Below are 26,952 nucleotides of genomic sequence, written 5' to 3'. Positions count from 1 at the left end.
CACGCGGTGGCCGCGTCCATGTCCATCACCATGACGACCCGGGCAACCGCGCTACACCACTATGCGGGGCACAACTGGAGATCGTCGCTCATCACTGTCTGTTCAAGAACACCACCTGCATGTGGATGACACCGGTGGGGACGGGCGTCCCGCGGTCCTTATCCATGGGTGGCCCCTATCCGGGGAAGCGTTCAAGAACCAGGTCCCCGCGCTGCAGGCTGCCGGGTGATCACCGATGAGCCAGGCATGGCTCGCACGCACATCCTGGGGTGTCGTGGAACTGCTCGAGCACGTTGCCCCGGGACAGGAACGCACTAGCCATGCGGGTTAGCATGCGACCCGAACGGGTCACCTTTCAGGGCCGATTGTACGAATGTTAGAGAATCGGTGCCCATCTCTTTGCAGAAGCTATCCGAATCACGGTAAGCACACTGATAAGTTGTGTGCGTCTCACTCGCACAGCAAAGGACTCATCTCATGAAGAACAGCATGCGGCTTCTCGCAGTCCCGACCCTCGCCCTCGGCGCCCTGGCCCTGTCCGGCGGATCCGCCATGGCAGCGGACGCTTCCTACTCCTCGACCCTGGACCAGCTCAACGGCACCACGGGCACCGGCACGATCACCGTCGACGTCACCGGCGACAAGGCCATGGTCAACCTGCAGGTCTCCGGTCTCGCCGAGACCTTCATGGACGGACCGTACCCGCACGTCCAGCACATCCACGGCGGCGCCAAGGGTGTCTGCCCGACCCCGGCCAACGACACCAACGCTGACGGCATCATCAGCGTCACCGAAGGCGCCGGCGGGTACGGAGGCATCCAGACCACGCTGACCACCAGCGGTGCCACGACCCCTGCCGAGGGTCTGAACCTCGAGCTCGGCGGCCAGGGCGGCACCTACAGTGTCCAGCGCGAGATCACGCTCGACGCCGCCACGAAGGCATCGCTGGAGTCCGGGACCGCTGTCGTCGTCGTCCACGGCCTGGATCCCGCGACCGCAGGCGTCTCGACCGAGGTCTTTTCCTCCCCGAGCGACCTGAACCCGGATCTGCCGCTCGGCGCGACGTCGCCGGCACTGTGCGGCACGCTCATCGCCACTCAGATGGGCGCCATGCCCGAAGGCGGAGCCGACACCGGTGTCGCCCAGGAAACCGGCAGCACCAACGCCGGCATGATCGTCCTCGGTGGTGGCCTCGTCCTCGCCGCAGCAGCTGGCGGTACCTACATGGTCCGCCGCACGGCCACTAAGGCCTGAGTAGGTCCTCAAAGGGCTAGATTGCGACACCGAGTCTGATCCTGGAAGTACGACCGCGGACGCCGCTCACCTTTATGGGGTGGGCGGCGTTCGTGCGTTGATCGCACTGCTGCGGTTCGGACGGTTGTGCTGGTCATCTACTCAGTGACGGAGCGCATGCAGGGAGGAGTGGAACCCGCTAGATTTCTCCCGGTTCCCGCCCTCGCGCAGATGTTTGGAGGCATCGGCCCCGTCATCGATATCCAGTTCACGAGCGGAAAGCCGTGCAGACGGGGCAGCTACGCGGAACCACTGGCTTGGTTTCTATGTCGCTCTTCCTGCGGTGGTAGCGGTAATAATGAACCCATGGTCTCTCCTTGGCACGATCCCTTGCTGCAGCGCGCTGTCTTCCCCTTTCCTTCTTGCGATGTTTAGGGAGGCAGAGTCCCCGGGGCTTTCATATCTCGAAGGCCTAACGCTGAGGACTCGGATGGTGCTGGTCCAGTTGCCGCTGACAGTCATCATCGGGTGTGTGGCTTTGGCTGTGCCTGCTGCGTGGCCTGGGCTGCTAAATGAAGGGTTGTTCCAGGTCTCGTTGCTGGTTCATTCGCTGTTGTTCGTGGCGTGTTGGGTGGTTCCGTGGAAACGTCTGCCGTCGATTGCGACGCTGAGTATCCCGGCAGGGGATGTGGTTGCTCTGGCTCTTTCGCGTCTCGGGGCTGCAGAGTTCCTTCCAGGGCTGAGCATCCTGTTGATCTTCCCGGTGATTTGGCTGGCGGCTTCTGGCCGTTTTCCCAGACTCATAATGCTCATCAGCTTCGTCGTGCCGTTGGTGCTGGGATTGGCACCCTTGCTCTTGGGATCACTGCAGGTCACGGCGACCCAAATGACCACGACGGTACTGGTAGCGCTGATGCTGTTCGCGGTGGCGTTCACGGTGCGCTTCGTGACCGCGACCCTGTTCCTTCAGCAGCGGAAGCTGGAACGAAAGGACGCGGAACTGCTACAACTGCTTGAGTCCAGCGAAAAAAACGAGAAACTCCTCAAAGCCGTCCTGGATACCATCGATGTCGGCGTCATGGTCGTTGATGCAACGGGTCAGATAGTCCTGCGCAACAGGCAGCAAAAGGTCTTTGAGGAGTCCGTCCCAGGATCAGATGTCAACGGCCGCTCGATGATGTTGTATGGGCAGGACCGTAGGACTTTGTTGCCGATGGATAGGATGCCGGCCACCCGGGCTATCCGCGGGGAAACGTTCGCTGATTACTACGTGTGGGCCGGTGAAGGAGAAGGTGCACGGGCTTTGTCCACCGCGGCGCGAAGCATGAACGCCGAGTCTGGGGAGTTCGCGGGGGCCGTAGTTGCCTATAGCGATGTCACGAATCTTGTGGAGGCGGTAACGGCTAAGGACGACATCATCGCTACGGTGTCACATGAGCTGCGGGCGCCTTTGACGTCCATCCTGGGTAATCTCGAGCTCGCTCAGGACGCTCATGAGCTACAAGAGGTTTCCCATCATGTCGATATCGCGCACCGGTCAGCTGAGCGTCTCACGGAGATGGTTTCCGATCTGTTGCTATCGACCTCAGCCGCGATGACAACGCATCCACGCACGATGGACATCGCGGGCCTCATCGACTCGGTGATCGTATCGGTGTCGCTGCAGGCGGCCGAGGCTGGGGTGAAGATCAGCACCGATGTGCCAGCGCCGTTGTGGACGTACGCTGATCCGCTGCGGATGAGCCAGGTGCTCGATAACCTGCTCTCCAATGCCATCAAGTACACCGGCGAAGGTGGTGCGGTCGCTGTGGAGGCGCGAACCGAAGATGGGCAACTCACCTTAAGTGTCAGAGACACCGGCGTGGGGATGTCGGCACTGGACGCGGAACGGGTGTTCGAGAAGTTTTTCCGGACCAGGTCGGCAATGGCTTCGTCGGTTCCGGGAACAGGGCTCGGGCTCTCCATCACCAGAGCGATCATCGAAGGCCATCAGGGGGAAATTTTCTGCACGAGCGAGCCCGGTCACGGTTCTACGTTCACGGTCAGGCTTCCCTCATCGGTCTAGGCCGAGGTCCGCGAATTACTGTGTGGTGCAGTGGGAACAGTTGCAGCAGCTCACAAGAAGTGTGTTCATGACTGTGACAGGCTCGAGTTCTGCGGCCTGGATGTGCGTTCATCCGATGACCGCGTGTGTCGCTCCCTGTCGATCATGGTGCCCCCAGTGCCGGCATGGTGGGGCCGGCACCGGGGATTGTGTCAGTCGCGGGCGCTGACCAGATCCGGGGCGGAAGGCCCGGTGGGGGTAGGAGGGGCTGGGAGTTTGGCGCCTTCGACGTCGACATCGGGCAGGATGCGGTCCAGCCAGCGGGGAATCCACCAAGCTTTCTCGGCGAGGAGGTGCATCGCGGCGGGGATGATTGTCATCCGGATCAGGAATGCGTCGACCAGGACACCGAAGGACAGGCTGAATCCGATGGGACGGACCATGGTCAGTCCGGAGAAAATGAACCCTGCGAAGACCGCTGTCATGATGATCGCCGCGGCGGTGACGACGCGCGCACCATGGCTGAAGCCGGTCCGGACGGCGCTGCGGGCATCTTCTCCGTGGATGTGGGACTCGCGCATGCCCGAGACCAGGAATACCTGGTAATCCATGGCCAGGCCGAATAGCACACCGATGAGGATGATCGGCAGGAAGCTCAGGACCGCGGAGGGGTTGTGGACCCCGAAGATTTCCCCGAACCAGCCCCATTGGTAGATGGCGACGATGGCGCCGAAGGTCGCTGCCATGGAGAGCAGGAACCCGCCAGTTGCCAGCAGCGGGACCAGGATGGAGCGGAAGACCAGCAGCAGCAGCACCAGTGAGAGCCCGATGACGACGCCCAGGTATAGGGGTAGGGCGTTGAACAGTTTCTCGGAGACGTCAATGTTGGCTGCTGTCTGACCGGTCAGGCCGATGCTCACCCCGGTGTCCGTTTCGATGTCCGCGGCGGCGCTGCGCAGATCGGCGACGGCTTGTTCGGTACTGGCACTGGCTGGTCCCTCCGCCGGGATCACCTGGAAGATCGCGGTCCGCCCATCCTCGCTGACGAGGGCGGGCAGGGCTGCGGTCACGTTGTCGACCTCCCGGAGACGGTCAGCGACGTCGTACTGCAGTTCCTCCGACTCGGCGTCACTGAGGCCTGCCGGAAGTTCCCCGACGGCAATGATGGGACCGTTGACGCCTTCACCGAAGGACTCACCGAGGGCGGTGTACGCCTTATAGGCGTCGGAGTTCACCGGTTCGGTGCCTCCATCGGGCAGGGCTACCCGGAGCTGCGCGGCTGGAAGCGCGGTGATGGCCAGAGCCAGGACCGTCACGCTCAAGACGATGATGGGGTGACGGGTCACGAACGCGCCCCAGCCATGGCGGCTGTGTTCCTGATCGGCTGCTTCTTCCACGGCTTCAGCCGACATCCCGCCAAGGGCAGCCTTCTCGGCCGCGGCGGCGTTGACGGCGCGCGCCTTGTCCCAGGCGCGTTTGGACACGATCCGGGTTCCGATGAATCCCAGCATCGCAGGAGTCAGGGTCAGGGCGACGAGCACGGCCAGCGCCACGGTACCGGCACCTGCCAGACCCATGATGGTCAGGAAGGGAAGGCCGGGAACGGCCAGGGCGGCCAGGGCGATGACGACGGTCAGCCCGGCGAACAACACCGAATTCCCTGACGTTCCCGTGGCCCGGGCCACGGATTCCTCCATGGCCATGCCGTGCAGCAGCTGAGTCCGGTGCCTATTGACGATGAAGAGCGAATAATCGATGCCGACAGCGAGTCCGAGCATCAGAGCCAGAAAGACCGACACGGACGCCATTTCGATCACGCCGGAGAGCGCGAAGGTCCCGCCGACCCCGACGGCCACACCGATGATGGCCATCAGCAGCGGCAAGCCGGCGGCGACCAGGGTTCCGAGCATGATAATCAGGACCAGGGCCGCGACGCCGACGCCGATGATTTCCGCGGCGCCGAGGACTTCGGAGACATCCTGGGTGATGCTCTGGCTCAGATAGACCTCGACCCCCGAGGCGGATGGCTCCGTGAGGATGTCCTTCACTTCTTCACGGACTTCGGGCGCTACTTCGTAAATCGATTCGGTGAACTGGACCTGTGTGACAGCCGTTGTTCCATCCTCCGAGACGGTCCGGGTGCCGGCTGAGGCATCAAGCTTCCGCTGGCCCAGTGCCAGAGCTTCCTCATTGGCGGCGATTTCGCTCGCGCCGGCTTCCAGCTCTTCACGGGCCGCCCCCAACTGGGCGAGGGCCTGGTCTATGCCGGGGGACCCGGCTGCCGCAGCAGCATCCAACTGCGCCTGCTGGGCATCCAGCTGCTGACGGCCCTCAGTGATCTGTGCTTTGGCTGCCTCCAGCTGGGCCTTGCCCTCGGCCAACTGGACTGCCCCATCGTCGATCTGGTTCTGCAGCTCGAAGGGGTTGGCCGCTGACTGGATCTCGGGGACATCGCTCAACCGTTCCAGCGCATCCGCGATGGCCTGTTCCTGGGCGGGCGTGAAACTACCCGAACCGGCGTCGAAGACCACGGCACCACTGCCGCCAGCTGCTTCGGGCAGCTCCTCTTCGAGCTGATCCAGGACACGCTGGCTCTCGGTACCCGGAATGCTGAAGTTGTTGCTCATCGTGCCGTGGAACGCCACCGCAGCGCCACCGGTGCCCAGCACCACCGCCGTCCACAAAGCCAGGACCAACCAACGGCGCCGGTAGGCCAGCCGGCCCAGGTGATAAAGCAGAGATGCCATGAATGTCAGCCGTTCTGATAAAAGTTCTGGTAAAAGTTCTGGTAAAAGAGGTGGATCATCGGGTGAAGCCGTGGCGCAGGTATCCGACCACGTCGACCAGGAGCTGACGCAACAGCTTCAAAGACTCCTCGGTCACATCACCGCCGGTACGGCCGTACCACTGAGCTAGCGCGGCCTTCCCGGACGAGAGCACAGAGCCGACCAAGGCACTGGCATACAGCGGATCGGAGTCGGCTCCGGGGCGCTGACTGATAGCGGCGATCAGCCGGTCAGCGCAGCTCTCCCACCCTTGGAGCTGGAACCGGTTCATCTGCGCATCAGTCCCAGCCAGGCCATACACCTCGGTCATCGCGGCCAGATGAATCGGGTCCGCCAGGGCAATCAGCACCTCATACATCGATTCAAGCAGCGGCTCCTGCGCCGGGCGGGACAGGAACTGGTCCGCCGCATGGTCCAGGAAGTCCTCGATGCTGACCACCAGGGCCGCCTCACGACTGGGGAAGTAATTGAAGAACGTACGCCGTGATACCCCGGCACCCGCGGCGATGTCATCCACGGTTAACCCGGCAGGTCCCTTCACCCGCACAAGATCCATCGCCGTCTCCACAATCGTGGCCCGGGTCGCGGCTTTGTTCGTTTCCCATCCGGACTGGACGGAGCGGAGCCCGCCTGAAGAACCACTCATGAAAACAGCGTACGGGAGGATTTGCGCACAGTGCAAACCCTCCCGTACGGCGTAGTGACCAACGAATGATGGTTGAGGCTACCGCCCGGCGCGGACACGCTCGGCAGGGACATCGGTTTCGGTGCTGTTGTCGGCGTTGGTGTCGGTGTTGTTGTCCTCGTCAGCGGCGATCAGGATGTTGCCTTCGGAAATCGACTCGGGGAGGATGTCGTGTTCGATGCCGGTGGCCAGTGGTTTTTCCTTGACGAAGAACAGCAGCACGGTGGCGAGCAGTGCCAGGGGGACCATCCAGATGAAGATCGGTGTCAGGGCGTCGTTGTAGGAGGAAATGATCGCGTCCTTGACCGGTGCCGGCAGGGTGTTGACCAGTGCCGGTGTCAGCGAGTTGGACGCACCGGCGCCGTTCCCGGCGGCTGCCGGGAGTCGTTCCATGAGCAGGTCCTGCAGGCGGCTGGCGAAAAGGCTGCCGACGACCGCTGATCCGAGGGTCGCGCCGATCTGGCGGAAGAAGTTGTTCGACGCGGTGGCTGTTCCGACCTGGCTGAGGGGGAAGGAGTTCTGCACGATCAGGACCAGGATTTGCATGTTCAGGCCCAACCCGAGGCCCATGACGGCCAGGTAGGCGCAGATCTCCCACAGGGGCTGTTCCGGTGTGAGGGTGGACAGCAGTACCAGAGCTACGGCAACGATGATGCTGCCGGCGATCGGCATCCATTTGTACCGTCCGGTTTTGGATACCAGCTGGCCCGACACGACCGAGGCGACCAGCAGGGCGCCCATCATCGGGATCATCAGCAGCCCGGATTCGGTGGCGTTGACGCTGAAGGCCATCTGCAGGTAGGTCGGGAGGTAGCCGATGGCTCCGAACATCGTCACGCCGATCAGCAGGCCCGCGATGGTCGTGAGGTTGAAGTTGCGGTCCTTGAACAGGTGCAGGGGAATGATCGGCTCGGCCGTGCGCCGCTCCACGAGGACGAAGGCCACCGCTGCCAGGATGGTGCCGACGATCAGGGCCAGAGTGATCGGGTCGGTCCACTCGTACTTACTCCCGCCCCAGGTGGCGAACAGCACCAGGCAGGTCGTCGCGATGGCGATGAGCACCATGCCGCCCAGATCCAGGCGCGGCTTCCCGGCGCGCCGGGGGAGTTTCAGGAAGAACGCAGCCCCGGCCAGGGCCAGCAGGCCCAGCGGAATGTTGATCCAGAACACCCACCTCCACCCGGGGCCCTCGGTGAACCAGCCGCCCAGGAGCGGGCCGGCGACGGAGGAAATAGCAAAAACTCCGCCCATGACGCCCATGTATTTACCGCGTTCCCGGGCCGGAACGACGTCGGCGATGATCGCCTGGGACAGGATCATCAGGCCGCCACCACCCAAGCCCTGGATGACACGGGCGGTGATGAGTACTTCCATGTTCCCGGCCAGGGCTCCCACGACGGACCCTGCCATGAACAGCACGATGGCGGCCATGAGCAGCTCTTTGCGGCCCATCAGGTCACCGAGCTTGCCGTACACCGGCATCGTGATGGTCGAGGCGAGGATGAACGCGGTGATCACCCACAGCATCTGGTCAACACCGTTGAGGTCCCCGACGATCGTGGGCAGGGCGGTACTCAGGACCGTCTGGTTCAGGGCTGCCAGCAGCATAGAGAGCATCAGGCCGACGAAAAGCAGAACGATGTGCTGCTTCCCTTCATTGGGTTTGGCTCTGTGGGCGGGGGCGGTACTCATGAAAGGTTCCTTTGCAGGTGGTGAAGGAGAGTTATCGCGGGGGCAATGTCCTCCGCGGTGAGGCCCGCGCCGGGTGTGTGACCCGGAGCTGTCAGGGTGAACCGGACCGGGACGCCGCCGACCATGACGAGCATCCGGGAAATCTCTTCAGCGCTGAACCCCGTGCTGCCGGACCAGTCGGGGTTCTCTACCAGCCACTCGGACAGTCCCCGGCGCACCAGGTCTTCGGCTTTGATCATGTATTCCATCTGGCGCTGGCGCAGATGGGGCTGGTCTTTCATCAGGCGCTGACGCCTGGCCGCGTCCGTGCTGCCAAGTACCGTCTGCGCGACCGTCAACAGCAAGCGGGACACCTGGCCCAAAAGGTCCCGCTCAAGGGACAGACCCGACAGCAATTCAGGGTCCAGGGACGGCTCGCGCAGCCCCAGCACAGCGTCTTCCTTACTGCGGAAGTAATTGAAGAACGTCCGCGGTGACACCCCGGCCCTACCCGCTATGGCCTCGATCGTGGTGTGTCCGATCCCACCCTCCACCGCCAGCAATGCAGCCGCCTCGTGGATCTCCGCCCAGGTCTCAGCCCGCCTGCGCTCACGCAGGGGTACGGGGAGGGTTTCAGGCATCCCTTATTTTTACATTAATGCAACCTATGCACAAATGAACGGCGTGGATGTTGGTGCTAGGTGTGCAGGGAGGGCTTGCCCCGGATGTGGGTGGAGTTCAACCGGGACACCAGATCGGTGAGGGCGGTCAGGTCCTCAATGTCCCAGTCGGCCAGGAGCCTGCGGAAAGCCTGCGCGCGGGCTTGCTGAACAGACTCCAGCCGGCTGATGCCGGTACCCGTCAGGGTGATCGTCCGGGCACGGGCATCAAGCGGGTCCATTTGACGTCGGACAAGGCCGAGGTGTTCCAGCGCCGTGATCTGCCGGCTCAGCGATGCCTTGCCCAGTCCCAGGATCGCTGCGATATCGGTTAACCGCAGGGGACCCTCCCGCCGAAGGACGCTCAGCAGCCCATACGCCGCCGGCCCCAAACCCGCAGGCGTCCCGCCGGACACCCGACCGGATGTTTGACCGGATGTCCGGTGGGACATGGCCTGCTCCCTCCGCCAGAGCAGAGTCAGCTCTCGCTCCAGCACCTCAACAGCGGTCTTCAGAGCGGCATCGACGGTAGCAGGATGCTCAGAGACCCGCCCGGGACCGGGGAGCCCGCAGTCTTTTCCTGGGGGCACGGGTGCTGCAGGCCCTGTGGGTCCTGCGGGCGGGGGTGCGCCCTCGTGCCGCATGAGAGTCAGCGGTTGACCGTGGACATGTCCTCGTAACGATCCCCTGCAGGAGCAGCCACCTCGTCGAGTGCCGCCAGATGCGCGGCGGTGAGCTCGATCGCGTCCGCGGCGGTGTTCTCCTCCAGGTACGCCACCCGCTTGGTGCCGGGGATCGGGGCGATGTCATCGCCCTGGGCCAGCAACCACGCCAGGGCCACCTGCCCGGGCTTGACGCCCAGTTCGGCGGCCACCGCGTCCACCTGCTCCACGATCCCGATGTTGTGCTGCAGGTTCTCCCCGGCGAAGCGGGGGTTGTTGCGGCGGAAGTCGTCCTCGTCCAACTGATCCACGGAGCGGATGGTGCCGGTGAGGAAGCCACGCCCCAGCGGGGAGTACGGCACGAAACCGATGCCCAGTTCCCGCACCGTCGGCAGGATCTGCTGTTCCGGGTCCCGCGACCACAACGAGTACTCCGTCTGCAGTGCCGCCACCGGGTGAACTGCATGAGCGCGGCGGACCGTGTCCGGAGCGGCCTCGGAGAGCCCGATATGACGGATCTTGCCCTCCTGGACCAGTTCAGCCAAAGCCCCCATGGTTTCCTCCACAGGGGTGGCCGGGTCCATCCGGTGCTGGTAGTACAGATCGATGTAATCGGTGTTCAACCGCTTCAGTGAACCTTCCACCGACAACCGCACGTTCTCGGCGCTTCCATCCAGTCCGAAGGCATCATCGGCGCGGTGGGAGATCGTGCCGAACTTGGTGGCGACCACTACGTCCGAGCGCCTCGAGCCCAGGGCGCGGCCCAGAAGTTCCTCATTGGCGTAGGGCCCGTACATCTCAGCGGTGTCGAAGAACGTGACGCCCAGATCCAGGGCCCGGTGGATCGTGGCGACCGACTCGGACTCATTGGTGCCACTACCCGTATAAAAAGCCGACATGCCCATGCACCCAAGACCCAGACGGGAAACCTCAAGCCCTGCAGAACCCAACGTGACATGCTTCATAGCGACCGTCCTCCTGTTGAATGTACTGACTTAGGACCTAACCCCGCCGGACCGGAAATTATTCGTCCACCCGACTCAACCCCGACTCAACGCTTGTCGCGTGGGCGGTGAGGAACGAGTACCGGCAAACGCGGCCGCAGGTGCGCGAAAGCCACAAGGTGCTGGACACAGTGCCCCCAAGCTCCTCCATTACACGGGTCAGTGATACGGCCGCGGCCAGCACCAGCGGGCGCCGCCCGGACGAATATTGAGTTCAGGGCGTCGTTGTAATAGGCCCTCAAGGGCCCCTGAGTACCGGTCGACTACCGGGGAGCCTGGCCGGATTGCGACCGGCGGTCCAGGCCATAACCCACAGCGATCAACCCCAGCATTACAGCACTGCCGAACCGCTCATCGATCCACACCCCCCGGACCCGCGGGACTACCTCAGGGAATTCGGACTGCAAGCCCTCAGCGCCAGGAAACCCGAACGCCGCACCCATCGACGCCCAGAAAAATGCAGGCAGCAACGCCCCGAGTGCGGTGTCTCGCTGCAGCGCCGGGCCCTTCCGGTTCAACACGTACAGGCCACCCACCCCCAACAGCGACCCAACAGCAATCGTTTGCGCGTCGTGGAACTTCGCGTGCGGCGACCAGTTCGGATTGAACAAATGGGTTCTATTCCAATCGGCCGCGAACCCGCCCACAGCGGTGACACCAGCCACAAAGTTGAGGATCTTCCGACCTGCAGACCCGCCCCTCAGTCCGGAAGCCTTCGCCGGGCTGGACACCACCGGCGGACAGGTCATCGGCTCACGGTATTTGTCCCTGACACCATTGAACGGGCTGCCCCCGCGCTCCGGAGTCATGCGCTCAGACGCTGGCTGCGCCACGCGTCGAACTCGGTGGCGATGATCCGCTCGTCGTGGACGTCCGCGGCCTCCTTTGAAGCCAGCCACACCACCGGTGCTGCCATCACCTCCGGGTCGAGCAGCTGCAATGACGCGGGCAGCTCCGTCCCGGAGGGCAGCATCCCAGTCTGGGTCGCCCCACCAGGCAAAAGCATATTGACTCTGATTCCCGTGTCGGCCAGGTCCGCGGCCATGATTCGGGAAAGAGCTTCAGCACCGGCGCGGGAAGGCCCATAGGGGACGAAGCCCTTACGGTTCATCGTGGAATGATTCATCGTGATGTTCACGATCCGTCCATGCCCGGCGGCCAGCATCCTGGGCGTGATTTCCCGTGCCATCAAGAAATAGCCGGTGAGGTTGGTCTCGATCACAGCGCGGAAACCCTCGACCGGTACGTCCCAGAAGCCCTGCGGCCGTGCCATGAAGTCCGGGTTGACTGTCTTCATACCCAGACCCGCATTGTTGACCAGCACGTCGATCCCGCCAAAAGCGTCCCACGCGGCATCAACGGCACCAACCACGGACGCCTGATCGCGGACGTCCGCGACAAACCCGACCGCCCCTGGAACCCCTGACGCCGCCTCCCCGACCCCCTGGGCCGTCCTGCCCGTCAAAGCGACACGAGCGCCCGCACCGGCCAACGCCCTGACCATAGCGAGTCCAAGGCCGCTTGTCCCACCGGTGACGAGCACCCGCACGCCCACCAGATCCTGTTTTGCTGCCATCAATGGTCCTCCAAGCCCTCGCACCAACCCTCCAACCCCACCACTTTAAGCCTTGACCCCCCTTGGTCCACGGACCCTACACAATCAAGCATGAGCGGCCAAAACATCCCTGGTACACCCCAACCCGACGACCATGCGACCGACTCTGGCCAGCCCGGGCAGACGTCATCAAAAAAATGACCACCAAGCCCCTCACCGTAAATTCCCGTACCAATCCCCCTCAGACCCCTATGCGCCAGAGACGATCGACCATACGTGTTGGCGGCCGGACCTGTTCATAGCTGAGCGTTGCCCTTCCCGTTACCAAACGCCGCAGGCTTAGCGTCTGATATTCGACGAATTCACAAGCCACCCCGACTACGTCATTGTGTTCTCAGGACTGGCCGGCGGATCCAGCGACCGGCTCCTCGCCGCAGCACCGCTACTGATGCTCACGCAGATGCTGCTGTTACCGGTTTACCTGCTGATCTTCATCGGCCCGGACCTCGTGTCGGCGATCGAGCCAGGCCCGTTCGTCGAGGCCCTGGTCGTGCTGATCATCATTCCCCTCGTCGCAGCAGCCCTCACCCAGCGGTGGGCTCGGCGCGCGCAGGCGGCGCGGCACACCACCCTGCTGATGCAGAACCTGATGGTCCCTTTGATGATGCTGACCCTCGCGATCGTCATCGGTTCCCAGATCGTCGACGTGGGACATGAGCTGCGCTCACTGCTCGCGGTCATCCCGATCTACGTCGCATTCCTGATCATCATGGTCCCCGTCGGCATATTCGCATCCCGCACTGTGCGGCTGGATGCCGGCAGCACCACCGCCGTGGTGTTCAGCGGGGCGACCAGGAACTCCCCCGTCGTCCTGCCCCTGGCCCTCGCGTTACCTGAACCCTTGTCCTTGGTAGCTTTGGTCGTCGTCACTCAGACCCTCGTAGAGCTGATTGGCATGGTCACCTACGTCAAAGCACTTCCCAAGCTCATCCCGATACGCACTTTCAGCGTCGCTTGAACGCCGCAACCTGAGCTGTCCACGGCTGAACTCAGGGAGCCATGCGGCTAGCTCCCAGCCGTCGTAGCGGTGGATAACCCATCAGAACTGTCCCTAGTGTGGGCAGCGGCCTCGAGGCCGTCTTCTTCAGCTCGGTGGGAATTCGGCGGCCGCACTGTGACGAAGAAGTCGCGCCAGCTAAAGGTTGGCGACGGCCTCGACTGCGCGCCGGAAGTCCTGCAGTGAGGTGAGGTTCTTATGGTTCTGGTCATCGAGCAGGACCAGAGCTGGAGCCCGGGTGATACCGGCACGGGTAGCTTCGGCGCGGTCAGCAGTGATAGTGGTTGCTGTCGCGGTATCAGCCATATCTCGGGTGAACTGCCCCTCGTCGAGACCGAGTTCTCGCGCAACCCGTACATACTCGTTCACCCCGTCCGGGACGCCGGCGACATGTGTGCCAGATACCGCCGACGGACTTGTCTCAGCTTTGTGATCCGTCGGGGCGGACCTTGTCGTCAGGACTTGGAGGAATGGGGCGAAATGACCCTGACGGTCAGCTGCCTCGAGCGCGGCGGCTCCCAGGTGCGCGTGGTCGCTCGAGGGGAAGTGCCGGGCGACAAACGTAATCCTCTCGGAAAAGTCCTGGCGTAGTTCCACCAGGAACTCCTGTATCGGCGTCGTCCCCGGCGCGGTGATGTCGATGAACTGAACGAGGATCGCTCGTTCCTGCGGGGCCCGGATGGTGAGCCTGTCAGTGGCGGCCAGTTTGGCGCGCAGTTCCTCGCGCCGGGCGCTAGCTTCCTCTGGTGAGAGTGCCTGAGCATGTGTACCGGCAGCGCGGATTGGCCGCCGTGTAGCTGCGGCTGGCAGGTCTGCATCATTGGCGCGTTCGTCGGACAGTAGATTCCGGTAGCCGATGAAGAAGGCGATGGAACCCAGAACCGCGATGATGACCAAAGGAATTAGTGCCGCTTGCCAGGGACTCATCCAAGGTCTGCCTATCCGATCAAGCCTCGACGCGGCACAAGAGCTTGGCGCCCAGCCCGCGCAACTCGAGACAGGTGAGGTCGTTCCCAGAGCACTGTGCACCGGAGATGTCGCCGGCGCGGCAACATCAGATACAGCCTATCGTGAACTAATTCCGTCCCTTCCCGGCCACGTGTCCCCGGTCCGTCATGCGAACGCTCGGTCCACGGGGTCATTCCCGCTCCCGCCGCCCTCACCCGCGGACTTGCGGCGTGGGTCGGACCGATCATCGTCCTGACATGGATCGCTGTCGCCGCGTCCGTGTTCTTCCGCTTCCTCCACGTCTTCACCTAAGGCCACTGCCCACCGCCCCAGCGTCTCCGTAAACTCACCCAACCCCGTGCAGTCACTGGAATCGAAGCCACTCATGTCCCTACAGGCAACATCACTGCTCGTGCTGGTCCTCTACGCAATCGGCGTCATCACCACGTTCGGAGTCCGGTCCTGGATCCACCGGCGCAGAACCGGGTCCACCGGTTTCCAAGGCATCAGCGGAACACCCGGGTCCATCGAGTGGTGGGGTGGCATTCTATTCATCGCAGCCATCGTGCTAGGCGCCGCAGGTCCGGCCCTGGCCCTCGCCGACGTCGTCGTCCCGCCTCAGCTACCCGGCCTCGCCTGGGCCGGAACCTGCATCGCGATCATCGGCTTCCTGGGCACACTGGCCGCCCAAAGTGGGATGGGCGCTTCCTGGCGCATCGGCGTCGACGCCACCGAACGCACCGACCTCGTCACCACCGGCCTGTTCGCCGTGGTCCGTAATCCCATCTTCACCGCCATGCTCACGGCGATGACCGGCATCGCATTCATGGTTCCCACCTTGATCAGCGCAATAGCCCTGGCCTGCCTGTTCCTCGCCGTGGAAATTCAGGTCCGAATTGTCGAAGAACCCTACCTGAACCGAACCCACCACCACGTCTACGCCCGCTACACCGCAGAGGTCGGTCGCTTCCTGCCCGGCGTCGGCCGCACACAGGCAAGCAATACCGCACCGCACTAGCCACCCCGCAGCATCCCAGAATCAACGAGCCTCTCGCCACAGACGGCATAGCCCCGCCAACTACGCGTGAGAAACCCCGCCACTTCCGAAGAAGCTCACAACTCAAACTGCCCCGAACTTTGGCTCTCTAACCAAGTGCGAAACGTGTACTGTCATAACGCGAGGGTGAGACGGATTCTGCGACCCTCCGGACTGGGGGAGGACACATGGACCGACCGGAACGCCTTGAAGGTGTCGAGGAGCCGCGGTTGGTGCCGGACCGCGTCCTCATTGGATACGCCCGTGTATCCACCACGGACCAGAACCTCGAGGCACAGGCACGCCAGCTGGTCGACGCCGGTTGCTACGACGTCTACGCGGACTACGGGAAGTCCGGCGCGACGATGACGCTTCCTGAGCTGGAGAGTTGCCTGCGGGCACTGCAGCCAGGCAACACACTCGTGGTCACCAAGCTCGACCGGCTCGGCCGCACGGTCCGAGGACTCGTGGAACTCCTGAACTCACTGCACGAGCGAGGCGTCATGTTCCGATCCCTCGGTGAGGGCATCGACACCACCACCTCTTCGGGCCGGCTGATGTTCGACATCATCGCTAGCGTCGCGGAGATGGAACGCGAGCTGATCCGGGAACGGACGAAGGCCGGCCTCGCCGTCGCCACAGGGAAGGGCGGCCGCCCGCCCCGCCTCCAACCCCACGACGTCGTAGAAGCGCGACGACTCAGGGAGAAGGAGAAGCTCACCGTTGATGCCATCGCGAAGCGGTTCAAGGTTCACCGCTCCACGATCATCCGCGCGCTGCGCACCGATGGACTCGCCGGCACCGGATACAAGGGTCAAACCAGTGGAGATTAGAGGACTGAGGCTTATGTCCGTGAATCCTTCCTGATGATCGGTCGGGCGCTAGATACGGTTGGGGCAGTATTCCACCGGCACCAGGGGGACCCCGATGGCGCGATCGCGCAAGCGCAACCAGATTGATGGACAAGCAACTCTCGACCTAGACGCATTTCTTTTCGCACCACCAGAGGAGGTTCTCGATGAACAAGTACGGCAAGTTCGCGCAGGAGACGTGGAAGATGACCGCGCCGTCGCAGTACGCCCTGATCCCGGATCCGGAGGAGTGGTTCCGGAAGCTGGGCGAGGAAGCGATGAACCAGGTAGGGGAGTTGCAGTACCAGATCGCGGGACCGGATCCGGAGGGCGAGACGTACCTGCAGAAGGTGGGCCGGTTGAACGCCTCGAGGATGCAGGCCGAGGAGATCGTGCGGGCGGAGATGTTGACGCCGGACGTGATGGAGATGGAGGGCGACGACGAGACGGAAGAGGACGAGGTGGATCGCCAGCGGAGGGAACTCCGGGAAGCGTTCAAGGAGATCGCACAGACGCAGAGGGAGTTGCTGGACGCCTACCGGAATCAGGAGATGGATCAGAACTACCAGAGGTAGTTTCTTCAGCTGAAGCTGATTCACGCTTCATTCCGGTACGCCAGGACGACCTTGCACCGTCCGGTGCCCGTGCGCGCTTCCGGGCCAACGTTGCTGCGCTGCGTGTCCTGCGCGAGCTGCAGGACCAGGATCGGGCAGCCACCGCACAGGAGCGTGCCGTGCTGGCACGGTGGGGGAGCTGGGGCGCCACAGGTGTGGCAGAGGTGTTCGATGAAACCCGGACCGAGTACGAAGCCGACCGCGCCGAGCTGCGTGAGCTGCTGAGCGAGGACGAGTACCGGGCCGCGAACCGGACCGTCATCAACGCCCACTACACAGACCCCGCCCTCGCCACGGAACTATGGCAGACCCTGGGCACTCTGGGGTTCTCGGGTGGCCGCGTGCTCGAACCGGGATCAGGTGCGGGCACCTTCATCGGCCTCGCACCTGAGACCGCGACTATGACCGGTGTGGAGTTGGACCCGATCACCGCGGGTATCTCCCAGGCCCTCTACCCTGACGCTGACATTCGCGCCGAGTCCTTCGCTGACACGCGCCTGCCGACTGGCTACTTCGACGCTGCCGTTGGCAACGTCCCGTTCGCCAAGACCAGGCTGCACGACCCGCGACACAACGCGGGCAACCACTCGATGCACAACCACTTCATCATCAAGTCCCTCGACCTCACCCGACCCGGTGGTGTCGTCGGCGTCATCTCGTCCGCGTTCACGATGGACGCCCAGAACCCGGCAGCCCGTCGTGAAATTTACGAGACAGCTGACCTGCTGGGAGCCGTTCGCCTGCCGACTGGTGCGCACCGCCGCGCCGCCGGTACCGATGCCCTCACCGATGTGCTGATTTTCCGCAAGCGACTCCCGGGAGAGGAACCGCTCAGCCCGCAATGGCTGGAATCGCGGGTCCTGTCCGCAGGTGATGACGCCGGGCGTAGCGCCGCACAGGATGTGGTGCTCGACGCGGGCCAGGACGTGGCCCGGATGAATGCGTACTTCATTGAGAACCCGCAGCGGGTGCTGGGTGAGCCCGTGGTGGGTAACGGCATGTACGGGTCAGCGACGCTCACCGTGCGCAACGAAGACCTCTCAGCCGTACCGGAGCAGCTGCACAACCAGTTGCAGGACCTTGCCCTGACCGCCGTCGACGCCGGCAGGGGAGTGGCAGAGCGTCAGGCCGGGCAGGTCATCGAGTCTGTAGCCATCGTCCCTGCAGGTAAGCAGCTCCAGGTCGGGCACATCATGTCCGAACCGGACGGCACCTTCCGTCAGGTCGACGTCGACGGATCAATCGCCCCGTTGAAGGTCCCCGCGACCCAGGCACGCGAACTGCGGTCCCTGCTACGGCTGCGCGACCTCGCCCGCTCCGTGCTCACGCTCGAGGCGAGCAACGTGGAGGACACTCCGGAGCTCGAGGCCGAACGCGCCAACCTGCGCGAGTCCTACAGCGCCTACGTGGATTCCTTTGGCCCGATCAACCGGTTCACTGAGCGCCGCACCGGGAAGGTCAATGACGCCGGTGAGGACATCATGGCCAGGCTGACGCCGAAGGCGGTGGCGCTGCTGCGCAGCGACCCCTTCGGGCCGATCGTCCCTGCTTTGGAGCGGTTCGATGAAGTAAGTCAGACGGCGACCCCGGCAGCCCTGCAGCGCGGTCGCCAGGTCCAGCCGCGCCAGCCCATTCGAGGTGTCGACACCCCGGCTGAGGCCCTTGCAGTCACCCTCGACACCCGAGGTGAAGTCGACCTCACCGAGATAGCCAATCTGCTCGGCGTCGACCCAGCAGCGGCTAGGGACGCGCTGGGGGAGCTGGTCTACGACGTGCCCGGTGAGCCCGGGGTCATGGAGACGCGTGCCGAGTACCTCAGCGGCAACATTCGGGAGAAGCTCGACGTCGCCACCGTCGCCGCGGCCGAGGATGAGCGGTTCCTGCGCAACGTCGAGGACCTGAAGGCAGTTATGCCCCTGCCGTTGGGTGCGGATGAGATTGAGGCCCGTATCGGCTCCATCTGGATCTCAGCCGACATCCACCAGGAGTTCCTGCAGACCATTACGCGGGATCGGCAGGCACGCGTGGACAGGGTGACCGGCGCGAACTGGGACGTCCAGGCGAACAGGCACAGCTTCACCGTGCGCAACGACTGGGGTACCGAGCGGATGCCGGCGGGCGAAATCTTCAAGTGCCTGCTCGAGCAACGCAGAGTCCAGGTCACCGACCCGGACCCCGACCCGGAGAGCCAGCGCCGCATCCTTAACCCTGTCGAGACGGCATCAGCGCAGGAGAAGGCCCAGCTGATGCAGGACCGTTTCGGGGAGTGGGTGTGGGAGGACGCAGACCGCGCCATCGCCCTCACCGACGAATACAACCGTAGGTTCAACTCGCTTGTGCTGCGGGACTACACCGTCGAAGGTGAACGCCTCACCCTGCCCGGGCTCGTCAAGGACTGGCACCCTCGGCCGCACCAGCGCGCCGCCGTGGCTCGCATGATCTCCGAGCCATCCGTGGGGCTCTTCCACGAGGTCGGGGCGGGTAAGACCGCCGAGATGGTCATGGGGTCGATGGAGCTACGGCGACTCGGTATGGCACGGAAACCTGCTGTCGTGGTGCCAAACCACATGCTCGACCAGTTCGCCCGCGAATGGTTGCAGATCTACCCCCAGGCGCAGATCCTTGCCGCGTCGTCGGCGGACCTTGCCGGCGACAAGCGCCGACAGTTCGTTGCACGGGCGGCCGCGAATGACTGGGATGCGGTCATCATGACCCGTACCGCGTTCGAGCGGATCCCGTTGTCGACCGAATCGGAATCGCAGTACCGCGGCCGCGAGGTTGAGCGCATGCGCCAGGAGATTCTGGCCGCAAAGGAGCGTGCACTCGCAAGTGGCGGCAAGGCGATGAGCGTCAAGAAGCTCGAGAGCCGGCTGCAAGCTCAGGAGGAGAAGATTAAACGTCTCCTCGAACACCCCATCGACCCAGGGCTCACCTTCGAGCAAACCGGGATCGACTACCTCATCGTGGACGAGCTGCACGACTTCAAGAACCTCTCGACCGCCTCGAACATTCAAGACGCAGCGATTGACGGCTCCAACCGCGCCTCTGATCTGCACTCCAAGGTCGAGTACCTCCGCGACACCCACGGTGACAGGGTGATCACCGGCGCTACGGCGACGCCGATCGCCAACAGTGTCACCGAGATGTACGTGATGCAGCGCTACCTGCGCCCTGACCTGTTGGAGAAGGCCGGCATCAACGACTTCGACACGTGGGCTGCGACCTTCGGGCAGGTCGTCACCGAGATGGAGATGACCGTCGCCGGCGGTGACAGCTTCAAGATGAAGGAACGGTTCTCGAAGTTCCAGAACGTGCCCGAGCTGCTGAAGATGTTCCACACCTTCGCGGACGTGAAGACCGCCGAGGACCTGCAGCTGCCGGTGCCCGACATTGAGGAACGCGAGGACGGCAGGCGTCTGCCCCGCATGGTCACCGTTGAGCCGTCCATCGAGCTCGAGGCGTACATCGCGGACATCGCAGACCGCGCCGAGAAGATCCAGGCACGTCTGGTCGATCCGACCGAGGACAACATGCTGAAGATTTCCAGCGACGGACGGAAAGCCGCCCTCGACATGCGCCTGGTCGATCTGGAGCTGGACGCCCTCGTCGGAGCCACGAAGATCAGTGCGACGGCGGACCTCGTGGCCAAGGTGTACGAGGAGACCAAGGACCGCGTCTACATTGACCCGGAGACGAAAGATCCGCACCCGACGCCGGGCGCCCTGCAGATCGTGTTCTGCGACCTCGGCACTCCCTCGGACAAGTGGAACGTGTACGGGCAGCTGCGTGATGACCTGGTGCAGCGAGGCGTGCCCGAGCACAAGGTGCGCTTCGCGCATGAGGCGAAGAACGACGCCGAGAAAGGTCGGCTCTTCGAGGCCTGCCGGACCGGAGACGTCGCCGTGCTCATCGGATCGACACAGAAGATGGGTACGGGTACGAACATGCAGGCTCGCGCCGTGCACCTGGTTGACCTCGACGCGCCGTGGCGGCCGGCCGACGTTTCCCAGCGTCACGGCCGCATCATCCGGCAGGGGAACCAAAACCCCGAGGTGGCCATCTCACAGGTGGTCACCAAGGGATCGTTTGACACCTTCATGTGGCAGACGCTGGAGCGCAAGAGCAAGTTCATCGACCAGATCATGCGCGGCCGCCTCGACGTCCGCGAGATCGAAGACGTAGGCGACAGCACCCTGTCCTTCGCGGAGGTCAAAGCCATCTCCAGCGGCAACCCCTTGATCTTGGAGAAGTCCAAAGCCGATCAGGAACTGACCCGCCTGCAGCGCCTCGAACGTGCTTGGCACCGCAACCAGGCAGCACTCACCCGCCGTAAGGACAGCTCACTCGTCCGAGGTCGCGCGTTGGTCGCCGAATTGCCCGCGCTGAAGGAAGCCGCCGCACGCACAACCCCCGATGTTGGAGGCGACGCGTTCCGCATGACCATCAACGGTAGGACCGTCGACAAGCGCACAGACGCAGTGGAAGCGCTACGCACGTGGGCGGACAGGAACGCCGCAGGACGACCCCCTATCCAGGGGTCGAAGGACCTTGGTGTGATGGCCTCCATTGGTGGTCACGACATCAGGTTCGTGCAGGGTCAAGCGAACATGGTTGAGATGGGTGCATCCCGCGTCGAGTTGCAGATTGAGGGCGCGCCTGGCGTCGCGGTGGAGCTCAAACGAAACGATGCTCTGTTCCCGACTGTGGGGGTCATTCAGCGCCTCGAGAATCAAGTCACGCGCCTGCCTGATGAGGTGGTCAAGCGTGAGCGGCAGCTGGAGGAAGCACGGCAGGAGTACCGCGACGCGGCGAACGCGCTGAAGCAGCCGTTCAAGCACACGGAGGCACTGGAGAAGGCCAAGTGGGAGGTCGAGAGGATCAGTCGTGAGATGCGTGGAGAAGACGCTGCGCAGACAACGCTCACCCCTGAACTGGAGGAACTGAAGCGCCATATGCGGACGGCTTTCCCGAACTCTCCGAAGCCCGGACAGGCAGCTGAGAGAACGGGAGCGCAACCCCGGCCGAGCCATCTGCCGGGCCGGAATATTGAGCAGTCGGGTGGATTCGAACGCTAGAGTTCACACATACAAAGAGGGCGGTTCCTACCGGGTAGGGACCGCCCTCTCGTCGTCTAGGGTCAGCTGTTCGCCGCAGTGCTGGGGGTTGGCGAAGCTGCTTCCTCAGGGTTGGCAGAGCGTCGTGAGCGACGCTTAGCAACACCGCCGGCCTCCAGGCCGAGCTTCTTCAGTTCGTCTTCGCTCCATCCGTCCTTGGTTGCTCGGACGTACGCCTTCTTATCTTCACGTTCGGCTTCGGCGAGCTGCTCGCGCAGCTCGTCTACGCGCTTCCGGGTGATCACCAAATCGGTGACAGATTCGATGCGGGAGTCGAGAAGTTTACGTGCCTGGTTCTTGGTGGTTTCGAGGTCGATGGTAGCCATGCTCATCAGCCTAACGTCGTGCACGGACGTGCGTCACGAGACATGGCTCTTACCGGCCCGCGGGGTAGTCGTGGAGGCGCCCGTTAGCCGGGTCATTGAACCAGTCCTCGATGTCCCCTGAGTCGTATCGGACGGTGTTCCGTCCCAGTGTGAAGTAGGGCGGTCCGATGTTCGCTCGGCGCCATTGAGCTAGCTCCTGGCTTGTGACGCCGTACATCCCGGCCACGTCCTTTGGTGTCATCATCGTGCCCACCATGAGTCCCTCTTTCATCTTTGCCCCCGTTCCTTTCGGCAACGCCGTCATCACTTGGACGCGAAGTGAATTGGCAAGGTGGAGAGGTCGGACCGTGGAATACCGGAGCGAAGCGAGGATATGCCGCGAAAGCCGTCCTCGGAGCCTTGCCAAGAGAAGGGCGGACAGTACATTCACAAGCCGAAACGGAACGGCGCAGCCGTGAGGGTCAATCCAGGCGCGAAGCGTCTCTCGAAAGATTGAACATCCCACCCGGCACACCCCGCCGCGAAGCGCGTTCGCGACAACCTGCGGAGCAAGCTATACGTTTATGTGCCATAAACTCGGATTCCGCTGGCGCCTGCGGCTGAGCGGTGACACACTTGGGCTGTGGGGCCTCCGTTGGAGGGGCGCTGCGCTGGGCTGAAGATCAAGAGCGGGGGAGTGCTGGCAGTGTCTGAGCAGGGGAGCAAGAGCCACGAGCAGGAGCCCGCTGCGCGTCCTCCTAGTGCCGGCAAGCGGCATGTGTGGTCTTCCCGGCGCAAGCGCATCGAGGGTAAGACCGTGTACGTGCGGGTCTCGATGTCAGAGATGGAGCGGGCTCAGCTGCTGCAACTGGAAGCTCAGACAGGTCTGTCGCCGTCCGCGATCCTCGTCGACGCCGCTCTCGGTTCCGGTGACCCGGCTGTCTTGACGGTGAAGAAGCAGGAAGTCGTGACACTGCTGGAGATTCGTCGTCTCATCGCAACGGCGGCCAACAACATGAATCAGATTGCGCGCCATGCGAACTCAACCGGCGAGGTCAAGGACAATGCCGCTGCAGCGATGCAGGAGGCCCGCCAGCTGATGCGTCAGATCGAGGCGAAGATGTATGAGTTGAAGCCGTGATTCCGAACATCACGAAGGGCTCACGGGCCGTCGGTCTGATGAAGTACCTGGTCGGCCCGGGTAAGAATAACGAGCACACGGACCCGCACCTGGTTGCCGGTAGCCCGACGATCATGGCCTGGTTCGGAGATGCGCAGCTCAACGATCAGTCCGCGGTCCTCGCGGCACAGGAGATTGACCTCAACAAGCGGATCAATGACGTTGAAATGGACCAGCACGTCTGGCACTGCTCTCTGTCGCTACGTGCCGATGAGCGGCCTGTCAGTGATCGCGAGTGGGCGGATATGGCGGAGAAGTTCATGGACGACATGGGCTTCACCGGTAATGACGGCAAGGCGCCCTGCCAGTGGGTCGCCGTGCACCACGGCACGAGCACTGCCGGTAACGATCACATCCACATCGTCGCGTCCCGCGTCCGTGAGGACGGCACGAAGTGGAGCGACTGGTCGGACTTCCCGAAGGCACAGACCGCCGCCCGGAACCTCGAGAAGCAGTTCGGTCTGATCGAGCTGGGGCAGCACTCCGAGCGCGGTCTGAAGCCCGCCGAGCAGCTGACCGACCGCCGTACCGGGAACACCATCGAGCCGGCCCGTCACCGTATGGAGCGTGTCGTCAGGGCAAGTGCTGTCGCCTCCGAATCCGAGGCAGAGTTCGTGCGCCGGCTGCGCCGCCAGGAACTGCTCGTCAGTGCCCGCTTCGCTGACGGTGGCCGCTCTGTCGTCACCGGGTACTCCGTCGCGGAACGGCCACCCAAGGGTATGGACCCGGTGTGGTTCGGTGGCGGGAAGCTGGCGAAGGATCTCACCCTTCCAGCGTTGCGCACTGAGTGGTCCGATACTCCGGAGGCGTCCCAGGAAGCAGCAGAGGAATGGTGGGCTGCCAAGCGCCACCAGCGCATCGTTCACGGGCGGGCCCCGGATATGCTTCGTGGTCCTCGTGCGACGACCGTGTTCGGTCGTGCGATCGACGAGGAAGCCGCACGGAAGCTCTCGCTCGACATGGCCAAGGCTCGCAAGGTCATGTCCTCAGTCGCCCCTGATGATCACCAGACGTGGGCGCACGTGGCCCGGGAAACATCCGGTGTCCTCGGCGCCTGGTCGAAGGCCACGGAAGCCGAACCCGGACCCCTTGCACAGGCATCGCGGGCCCTCGCTCGTTCCGCTCACCGCTCCGGTGTCACGATCAGCACACCCGTACAGGCGCCTCTGAGAATGACCGGTATAGCTGCGTTCCTCATGGCCGCAGCGACCGCACCGTCACCGGTTGCGCAGGCGCTCATCATGCAGCAGGTCGTGCGCACCATCCGCGTCCTGCGGGACATGCAGCGCAGCAACAATGACCTCCGTGAAGCCCGGGTTCTGACCGACAGCGTGCGTCAGCAGCTCGCCATCGTCGCAGCACCCCTGCCGGAGGTGACAGAGCCTCAGCTGCCGGCACCTGAAGGAATGACGCCGAAGGCCGTCCGTCCATTGACCGAAGCGCAGCCGACGATCATGGTGCCGCCTCGAGTGAAGCAGCACCAAGGGCATGACAGGGGTAATGACCAAGAGATGGGGAGATAGAAGAATGAATCACGACGCACCCGATGGAGCCGAAGGACTGTTCCGGCCTCAGCTGCAGTCTGCAATGGCTGTAGCCGGCCGACTGGGAGAGATGCTGGCACGCCAGCGCGCCGAACGGAACGAGCAGATGCAGCGGGCCGAGGAAGCGCAGCGCCGACAACTCGAGGAACGATTCGAAGCTGAGCGAGCAGTCATGCGCACCCAGCTGGCGGCTGTTCACCAGCCGCAATTCTGGGAATCAGCACGCCCCGAGGACATCGCCTCGCACTACGCCATGGCGCAGCAGTGGGAGAAGCTCGACACCATGGCTCTGGCCTCCCGCGAGCACATGCACGATGAGATCCAGACCAGGTACAAGCTGACCCCCGAGGAGTACCTCGAGGCACACAAAAGCGGCCGGGAAAACGACGTCGAGCTGGAGCAGGCATCGGAGAAAAAGGACGCTCAACGCGACTACGTGGTCGCCGAGCAGCAATCAGGCGAGGTCGCCCGCGGGGACCTCCAGAACGATGTTGATACCCAGAATGCGGCCGCGAACGCGGAGGAGCTGTGGGACTCAGGTGATCGCCGCGCAGCCCTGGCCGACACACTGATGACCCAGTTCGGGAACGACCCCGCCGCACGCGAAGGAGTCGAAGCCTTCCTCGCTGCAGACCTCAGCAACGGCACCCCACCGTCCGCATCGGTCACTACCACCAAGCGACCCTTTCAAGGACGACCAAAGACGCTCCACAAGCCAGCCCGAGAGAAAGGCTTCGGCAAGGGATCCGGATAGGGCGTCCCTGGACAAAGGCTGTCCAACCGCGTCTCATGTGGAGAATGTCGTCGCTTGTCTGAGCCGGTGTGCCAGTGAGGCTAAGGGCTAGGGCTCGTCAGCGGTCGGTAGGTGGTAGTGCGAAGGTCTCCAAACGCAACAGATGAGCTTTAGGAAGCCTGCCCCGCTGGCGTGATGCCGCCGGAGCAGGTTGCACCGGGCTCGCGGGTCTGCTCGCCCTGGATGTATTTGTCGAGGAAGGTGCCGAGCCGCGCGTCGTCTGCGGAGTCGACCTTCAATTGCAGGCCCCATGCGCTGGCGGCGATTGGGGTGTCGAGGTCGGGGTCGGGGCTGAGCAGCACGTGGGACCGCGTTCCTACGAGGCTGGTCAGTTGATCGATTTCTTCCTGTCCAATGTCCGGGTTGTACATGAGCCACACGGCGCCGTGCTCCATGGAGTGGACTGAGTTCTCGTCGGGGACAGGCTCGGTGTAGACGCCGCAGTTGGTCCAGACCGGAGCATGGTCCCCACCCACGGGGGGCGACTGCTCGTACTGGACCGCGCCCTCGACGTGGTCGAACGTGACGTCGGGGTATTCTTCGATGCCTTCGATGGGCTGTGAGGCCGCTGCCTCCCGGTCACGGTTCACCTGGACCTGGTTCACGATCACGAGGGTCACCGCGATGATGATCGCCAAGATGACCGCGCCGATGCCGCCGAAGATCAGAGCGTTACGCTTGCGTTCACTGGCACGCTGCTGGGCTTGGATAGCGGCCAGCCGCGCCTGGCGGTCCTGATTTTCCTGAGACCGTTTCTTGTTCAACAAAATGCCCTTCGGTATGTCAATCGTTGCGGGCGCTGGCCGCAGCTTGAACCGTATGCCTTGAACCAATGTACCGGTGGGCTTATCCAACCCGTGAAACGGCGGTCAAAATCGCAGGGGATGTATCACTCGACTACCCCCGTGCGGCCCTTTCACACCCGCCATACATCCATCACGGAAGATGAGTTTCGCCGCTCACTTCTATGCCGAGACTTGATTGCCGAGACGCAGCGGAGGATTGCGTCTCGGCAACCACAGGCTTCCCCCATGGAGGGCTGCCAGCCGCCATATACTCCGTGTATGCCGATCACACGCCTCATGTATGGCATCTACTCCCAGCAGTGCGCCCTCGGGCAGTGCGGGGACGCACTGTGAGCGGTGGTCTCGTCGCGCTGCTCGACGACGTCGCCGCCCTGGCCCGCATTGCAGCTGCCTCGATGGACGACG

At 63.5% G+C, this 26,952-nt stretch carries 22 protein-coding genes; 10 read left to right on the top strand and 12 right to left on the bottom strand.

The annotated features are described in order from the left end of the window. The first annotated feature begins 477 nt into the window (after positions 1 to 477). Positions 478 to 1,254, top strand: coding sequence for a GVDTG sorting domain-containing protein (locus ACX80P_RS16255; protein WP_459279152.1), 777 nt, complete (start codon positions 478 to 480; stop codon positions 1,252 to 1,254). A gap of 469 nt (positions 1,255 to 1,723) precedes the next feature. After that, positions 1,724 to 3,298 (top strand): sensor histidine kinase, encoded by a 1,575-nt coding sequence (locus ACX80P_RS16250; protein ID WP_459279151.1) that lies wholly within the window; start codon positions 1,724 to 1,726, stop codon positions 3,296 to 3,298. A 191-nt stretch (positions 3,299 to 3,489) separates the two neighbouring features. Here ACX80P_RS16250 and ACX80P_RS16245 read toward each other — a convergent pair whose 3' ends face one another. From ACX80P_RS16245 to ACX80P_RS16210, 8 genes are all read right to left on the bottom strand, one after another. After that, positions 3,490 to 6,024: an MMPL family transporter gene (locus ACX80P_RS16245; protein ID WP_459279150.1), complete on the bottom strand. Its 2,535-nt coding sequence runs from the start codon at positions 6,022 to 6,024 to the stop codon at positions 3,490 to 3,492. A 55-nt stretch (positions 6,025 to 6,079) separates the two neighbouring features. Continuing rightward, positions 6,080 to 6,709 (bottom strand): TetR/AcrR family transcriptional regulator, encoded by a 630-nt coding sequence (locus ACX80P_RS16240; RefSeq protein WP_459279149.1) that lies wholly within the window; start codon positions 6,707 to 6,709, stop codon positions 6,080 to 6,082. A gap of 78 nt (positions 6,710 to 6,787) precedes the next feature. Next, the gene (locus ACX80P_RS16235; RefSeq protein ID WP_459279148.1) at positions 6,788 to 8,440 is read right to left on the bottom strand and encodes an MDR family MFS transporter; all 1,653 of its coding nucleotides are present in this window, start codon (positions 8,438 to 8,440) and stop codon (positions 6,788 to 6,790) included. Beyond that, positions 8,437 to 9,060: a TetR/AcrR family transcriptional regulator gene (locus ACX80P_RS16230; protein WP_459279147.1), complete on the bottom strand. Its 624-nt coding sequence runs from the start codon at positions 9,058 to 9,060 to the stop codon at positions 8,437 to 8,439. The genes ACX80P_RS16235 and ACX80P_RS16230 overlap by 4 nt, the downstream gene beginning before the upstream one ends. Before the next feature lie 56 nt (positions 9,061 to 9,116). Then, positions 9,117 to 9,494, bottom strand: a complete 378-nt coding sequence (locus tag ACX80P_RS16225; RefSeq protein WP_459279146.1) for a MarR family winged helix-turn-helix transcriptional regulator — start codon at positions 9,492 to 9,494, stop codon at positions 9,117 to 9,119. A 233-nt stretch (positions 9,495 to 9,727) separates the two neighbouring features. Beyond that, positions 9,728 to 10,705 (bottom strand): aldo/keto reductase, encoded by a 978-nt coding sequence (locus ACX80P_RS16220; RefSeq protein WP_459279145.1) that lies wholly within the window; start codon positions 10,703 to 10,705, stop codon positions 9,728 to 9,730. Positions 10,706 to 11,007: 302 nt separating this feature from the next. Beyond that, positions 11,008 to 11,553, bottom strand: coding sequence for a DUF6640 family protein (locus ACX80P_RS16215; protein ID WP_459279144.1), 546 nt, complete (start codon positions 11,551 to 11,553; stop codon positions 11,008 to 11,010). Further along, the gene (locus ACX80P_RS16210) at positions 11,550 to 12,320 is read right to left on the bottom strand and encodes an SDR family NAD(P)-dependent oxidoreductase (RefSeq protein WP_459279143.1); all 771 of its coding nucleotides are present in this window, start codon (positions 12,318 to 12,320) and stop codon (positions 11,550 to 11,552) included. Before ACX80P_RS16210 ends, ACX80P_RS16215 begins: the two co-directional genes overlap by 4 nt. A 367-nt stretch (positions 12,321 to 12,687) precedes the next feature. Between ACX80P_RS16210 and ACX80P_RS16205 the strand changes: the two genes are divergently transcribed. Then, positions 12,688 to 13,317, top strand: a complete 630-nt coding sequence (locus ACX80P_RS16205) for a bile acid:sodium symporter (RefSeq protein WP_459279142.1) — start codon at positions 12,688 to 12,690, stop codon at positions 13,315 to 13,317. A gap of 177 nt (positions 13,318 to 13,494) precedes the next feature. On the opposite strand, the gene ACX80P_RS16200 is transcribed toward ACX80P_RS16205, so the two are convergent. Further along, complete coding sequence (locus ACX80P_RS16200; RefSeq protein ID WP_459279141.1) at positions 13,495 to 14,283, bottom strand: DsbA family protein; 789 nt, start codon at positions 14,281 to 14,283, stop codon at positions 13,495 to 13,497. Between the two features lie 406 nt (positions 14,284 to 14,689). Between ACX80P_RS16200 and ACX80P_RS16195 the strand changes: the two genes are divergently transcribed. From ACX80P_RS16195 to ACX80P_RS16180, 4 genes are all read left to right on the top strand, one after another. Further along, entirely contained in the window at positions 14,690 to 15,322 is a 633-nt protein-coding gene (locus tag ACX80P_RS16195; protein ID WP_459279140.1) for a methyltransferase family protein, read from the top strand. Between the two features lie 206 nt (positions 15,323 to 15,528). Further along, complete coding sequence (locus ACX80P_RS16190; RefSeq protein WP_459279139.1) at positions 15,529 to 16,173, top strand: recombinase family protein; 645 nt, start codon at positions 15,529 to 15,531, stop codon at positions 16,171 to 16,173. Between the two features lie 185 nt (positions 16,174 to 16,358). Further along, positions 16,359 to 16,766: a TnpV protein gene (locus ACX80P_RS16185; protein WP_459279138.1), complete on the top strand. Its 408-nt coding sequence runs from the start codon at positions 16,359 to 16,361 to the stop codon at positions 16,764 to 16,766. 203 nt (positions 16,767 to 16,969) lie between these two features. Further along, positions 16,970 to 21,880, top strand: coding sequence for a helicase-like domain-containing protein (locus ACX80P_RS16180; protein WP_459279137.1), 4,911 nt, complete (start codon positions 16,970 to 16,972; stop codon positions 21,878 to 21,880). A 62-nt stretch (positions 21,881 to 21,942) separates the two neighbouring features. On the opposite strand, the gene ACX80P_RS16175 is transcribed toward ACX80P_RS16180, so the two are convergent. After that, on the bottom strand, positions 21,943 to 22,245 hold the full coding sequence (locus ACX80P_RS16175; RefSeq protein ID WP_459279136.1) for a hypothetical protein: 303 nt from the start codon (positions 22,243 to 22,245) through the stop codon (positions 21,943 to 21,945). 49 nt (positions 22,246 to 22,294) lie between these two features. Then, complete coding sequence (locus ACX80P_RS16170; RefSeq protein WP_459279135.1) at positions 22,295 to 22,516, bottom strand: helix-turn-helix transcriptional regulator; 222 nt, start codon at positions 22,514 to 22,516, stop codon at positions 22,295 to 22,297. Positions 22,517 to 22,930: 414 nt separating this feature from the next. Between ACX80P_RS16170 and mobC the strand changes: the two genes are divergently transcribed. The 3 genes from mobC (at position 22,931) to ACX80P_RS16155 (ending at position 25,702) form a co-directional block, all read left to right on the top strand. Then, positions 22,931 to 23,365 carry a MobC family plasmid mobilization relaxosome protein gene (mobC, locus tag ACX80P_RS16165; protein ID WP_459279134.1) on the top strand — a complete coding sequence of 145 codons (435 nt, stop codon included), beginning with the start codon at positions 22,931 to 22,933 and terminating at the stop codon, positions 23,363 to 23,365. Beyond that, a complete protein-coding gene (locus ACX80P_RS16160) occupies positions 23,362 to 24,927 on the top strand; it encodes a relaxase/mobilization nuclease domain-containing protein (RefSeq protein ID WP_459279133.1) in 1,566 nt (521 codons plus the stop codon). Before mobC ends, ACX80P_RS16160 begins: the two co-directional genes overlap by 4 nt. A 91-nt stretch (positions 24,928 to 25,018) precedes the next feature. Further along, the gene (locus ACX80P_RS16155) at positions 25,019 to 25,702 is read left to right on the top strand and encodes a hypothetical protein (protein ID WP_459279132.1); all 684 of its coding nucleotides are present in this window, start codon (positions 25,019 to 25,021) and stop codon (positions 25,700 to 25,702) included. A 149-nt stretch (positions 25,703 to 25,851) separates the two neighbouring features. Here the strand turns inward: ACX80P_RS16155 and ACX80P_RS16150 are convergent, their stop codons facing one another. Next, positions 25,852 to 26,505 (bottom strand): thioredoxin-like domain-containing protein, encoded by a 654-nt coding sequence (locus ACX80P_RS16150; RefSeq protein ID WP_459279131.1) that lies wholly within the window; start codon positions 26,503 to 26,505, stop codon positions 25,852 to 25,854. Between the last annotated feature and the right edge of the window lie 447 nt (positions 26,506 to 26,952).

Source organism: Arthrobacter arabinosi, from assembly GCF_054511115.1.
Note: the sequence above shows the minus strand (reverse complement) of the source record. Positions and strands in the feature narration are given on the sequence as shown.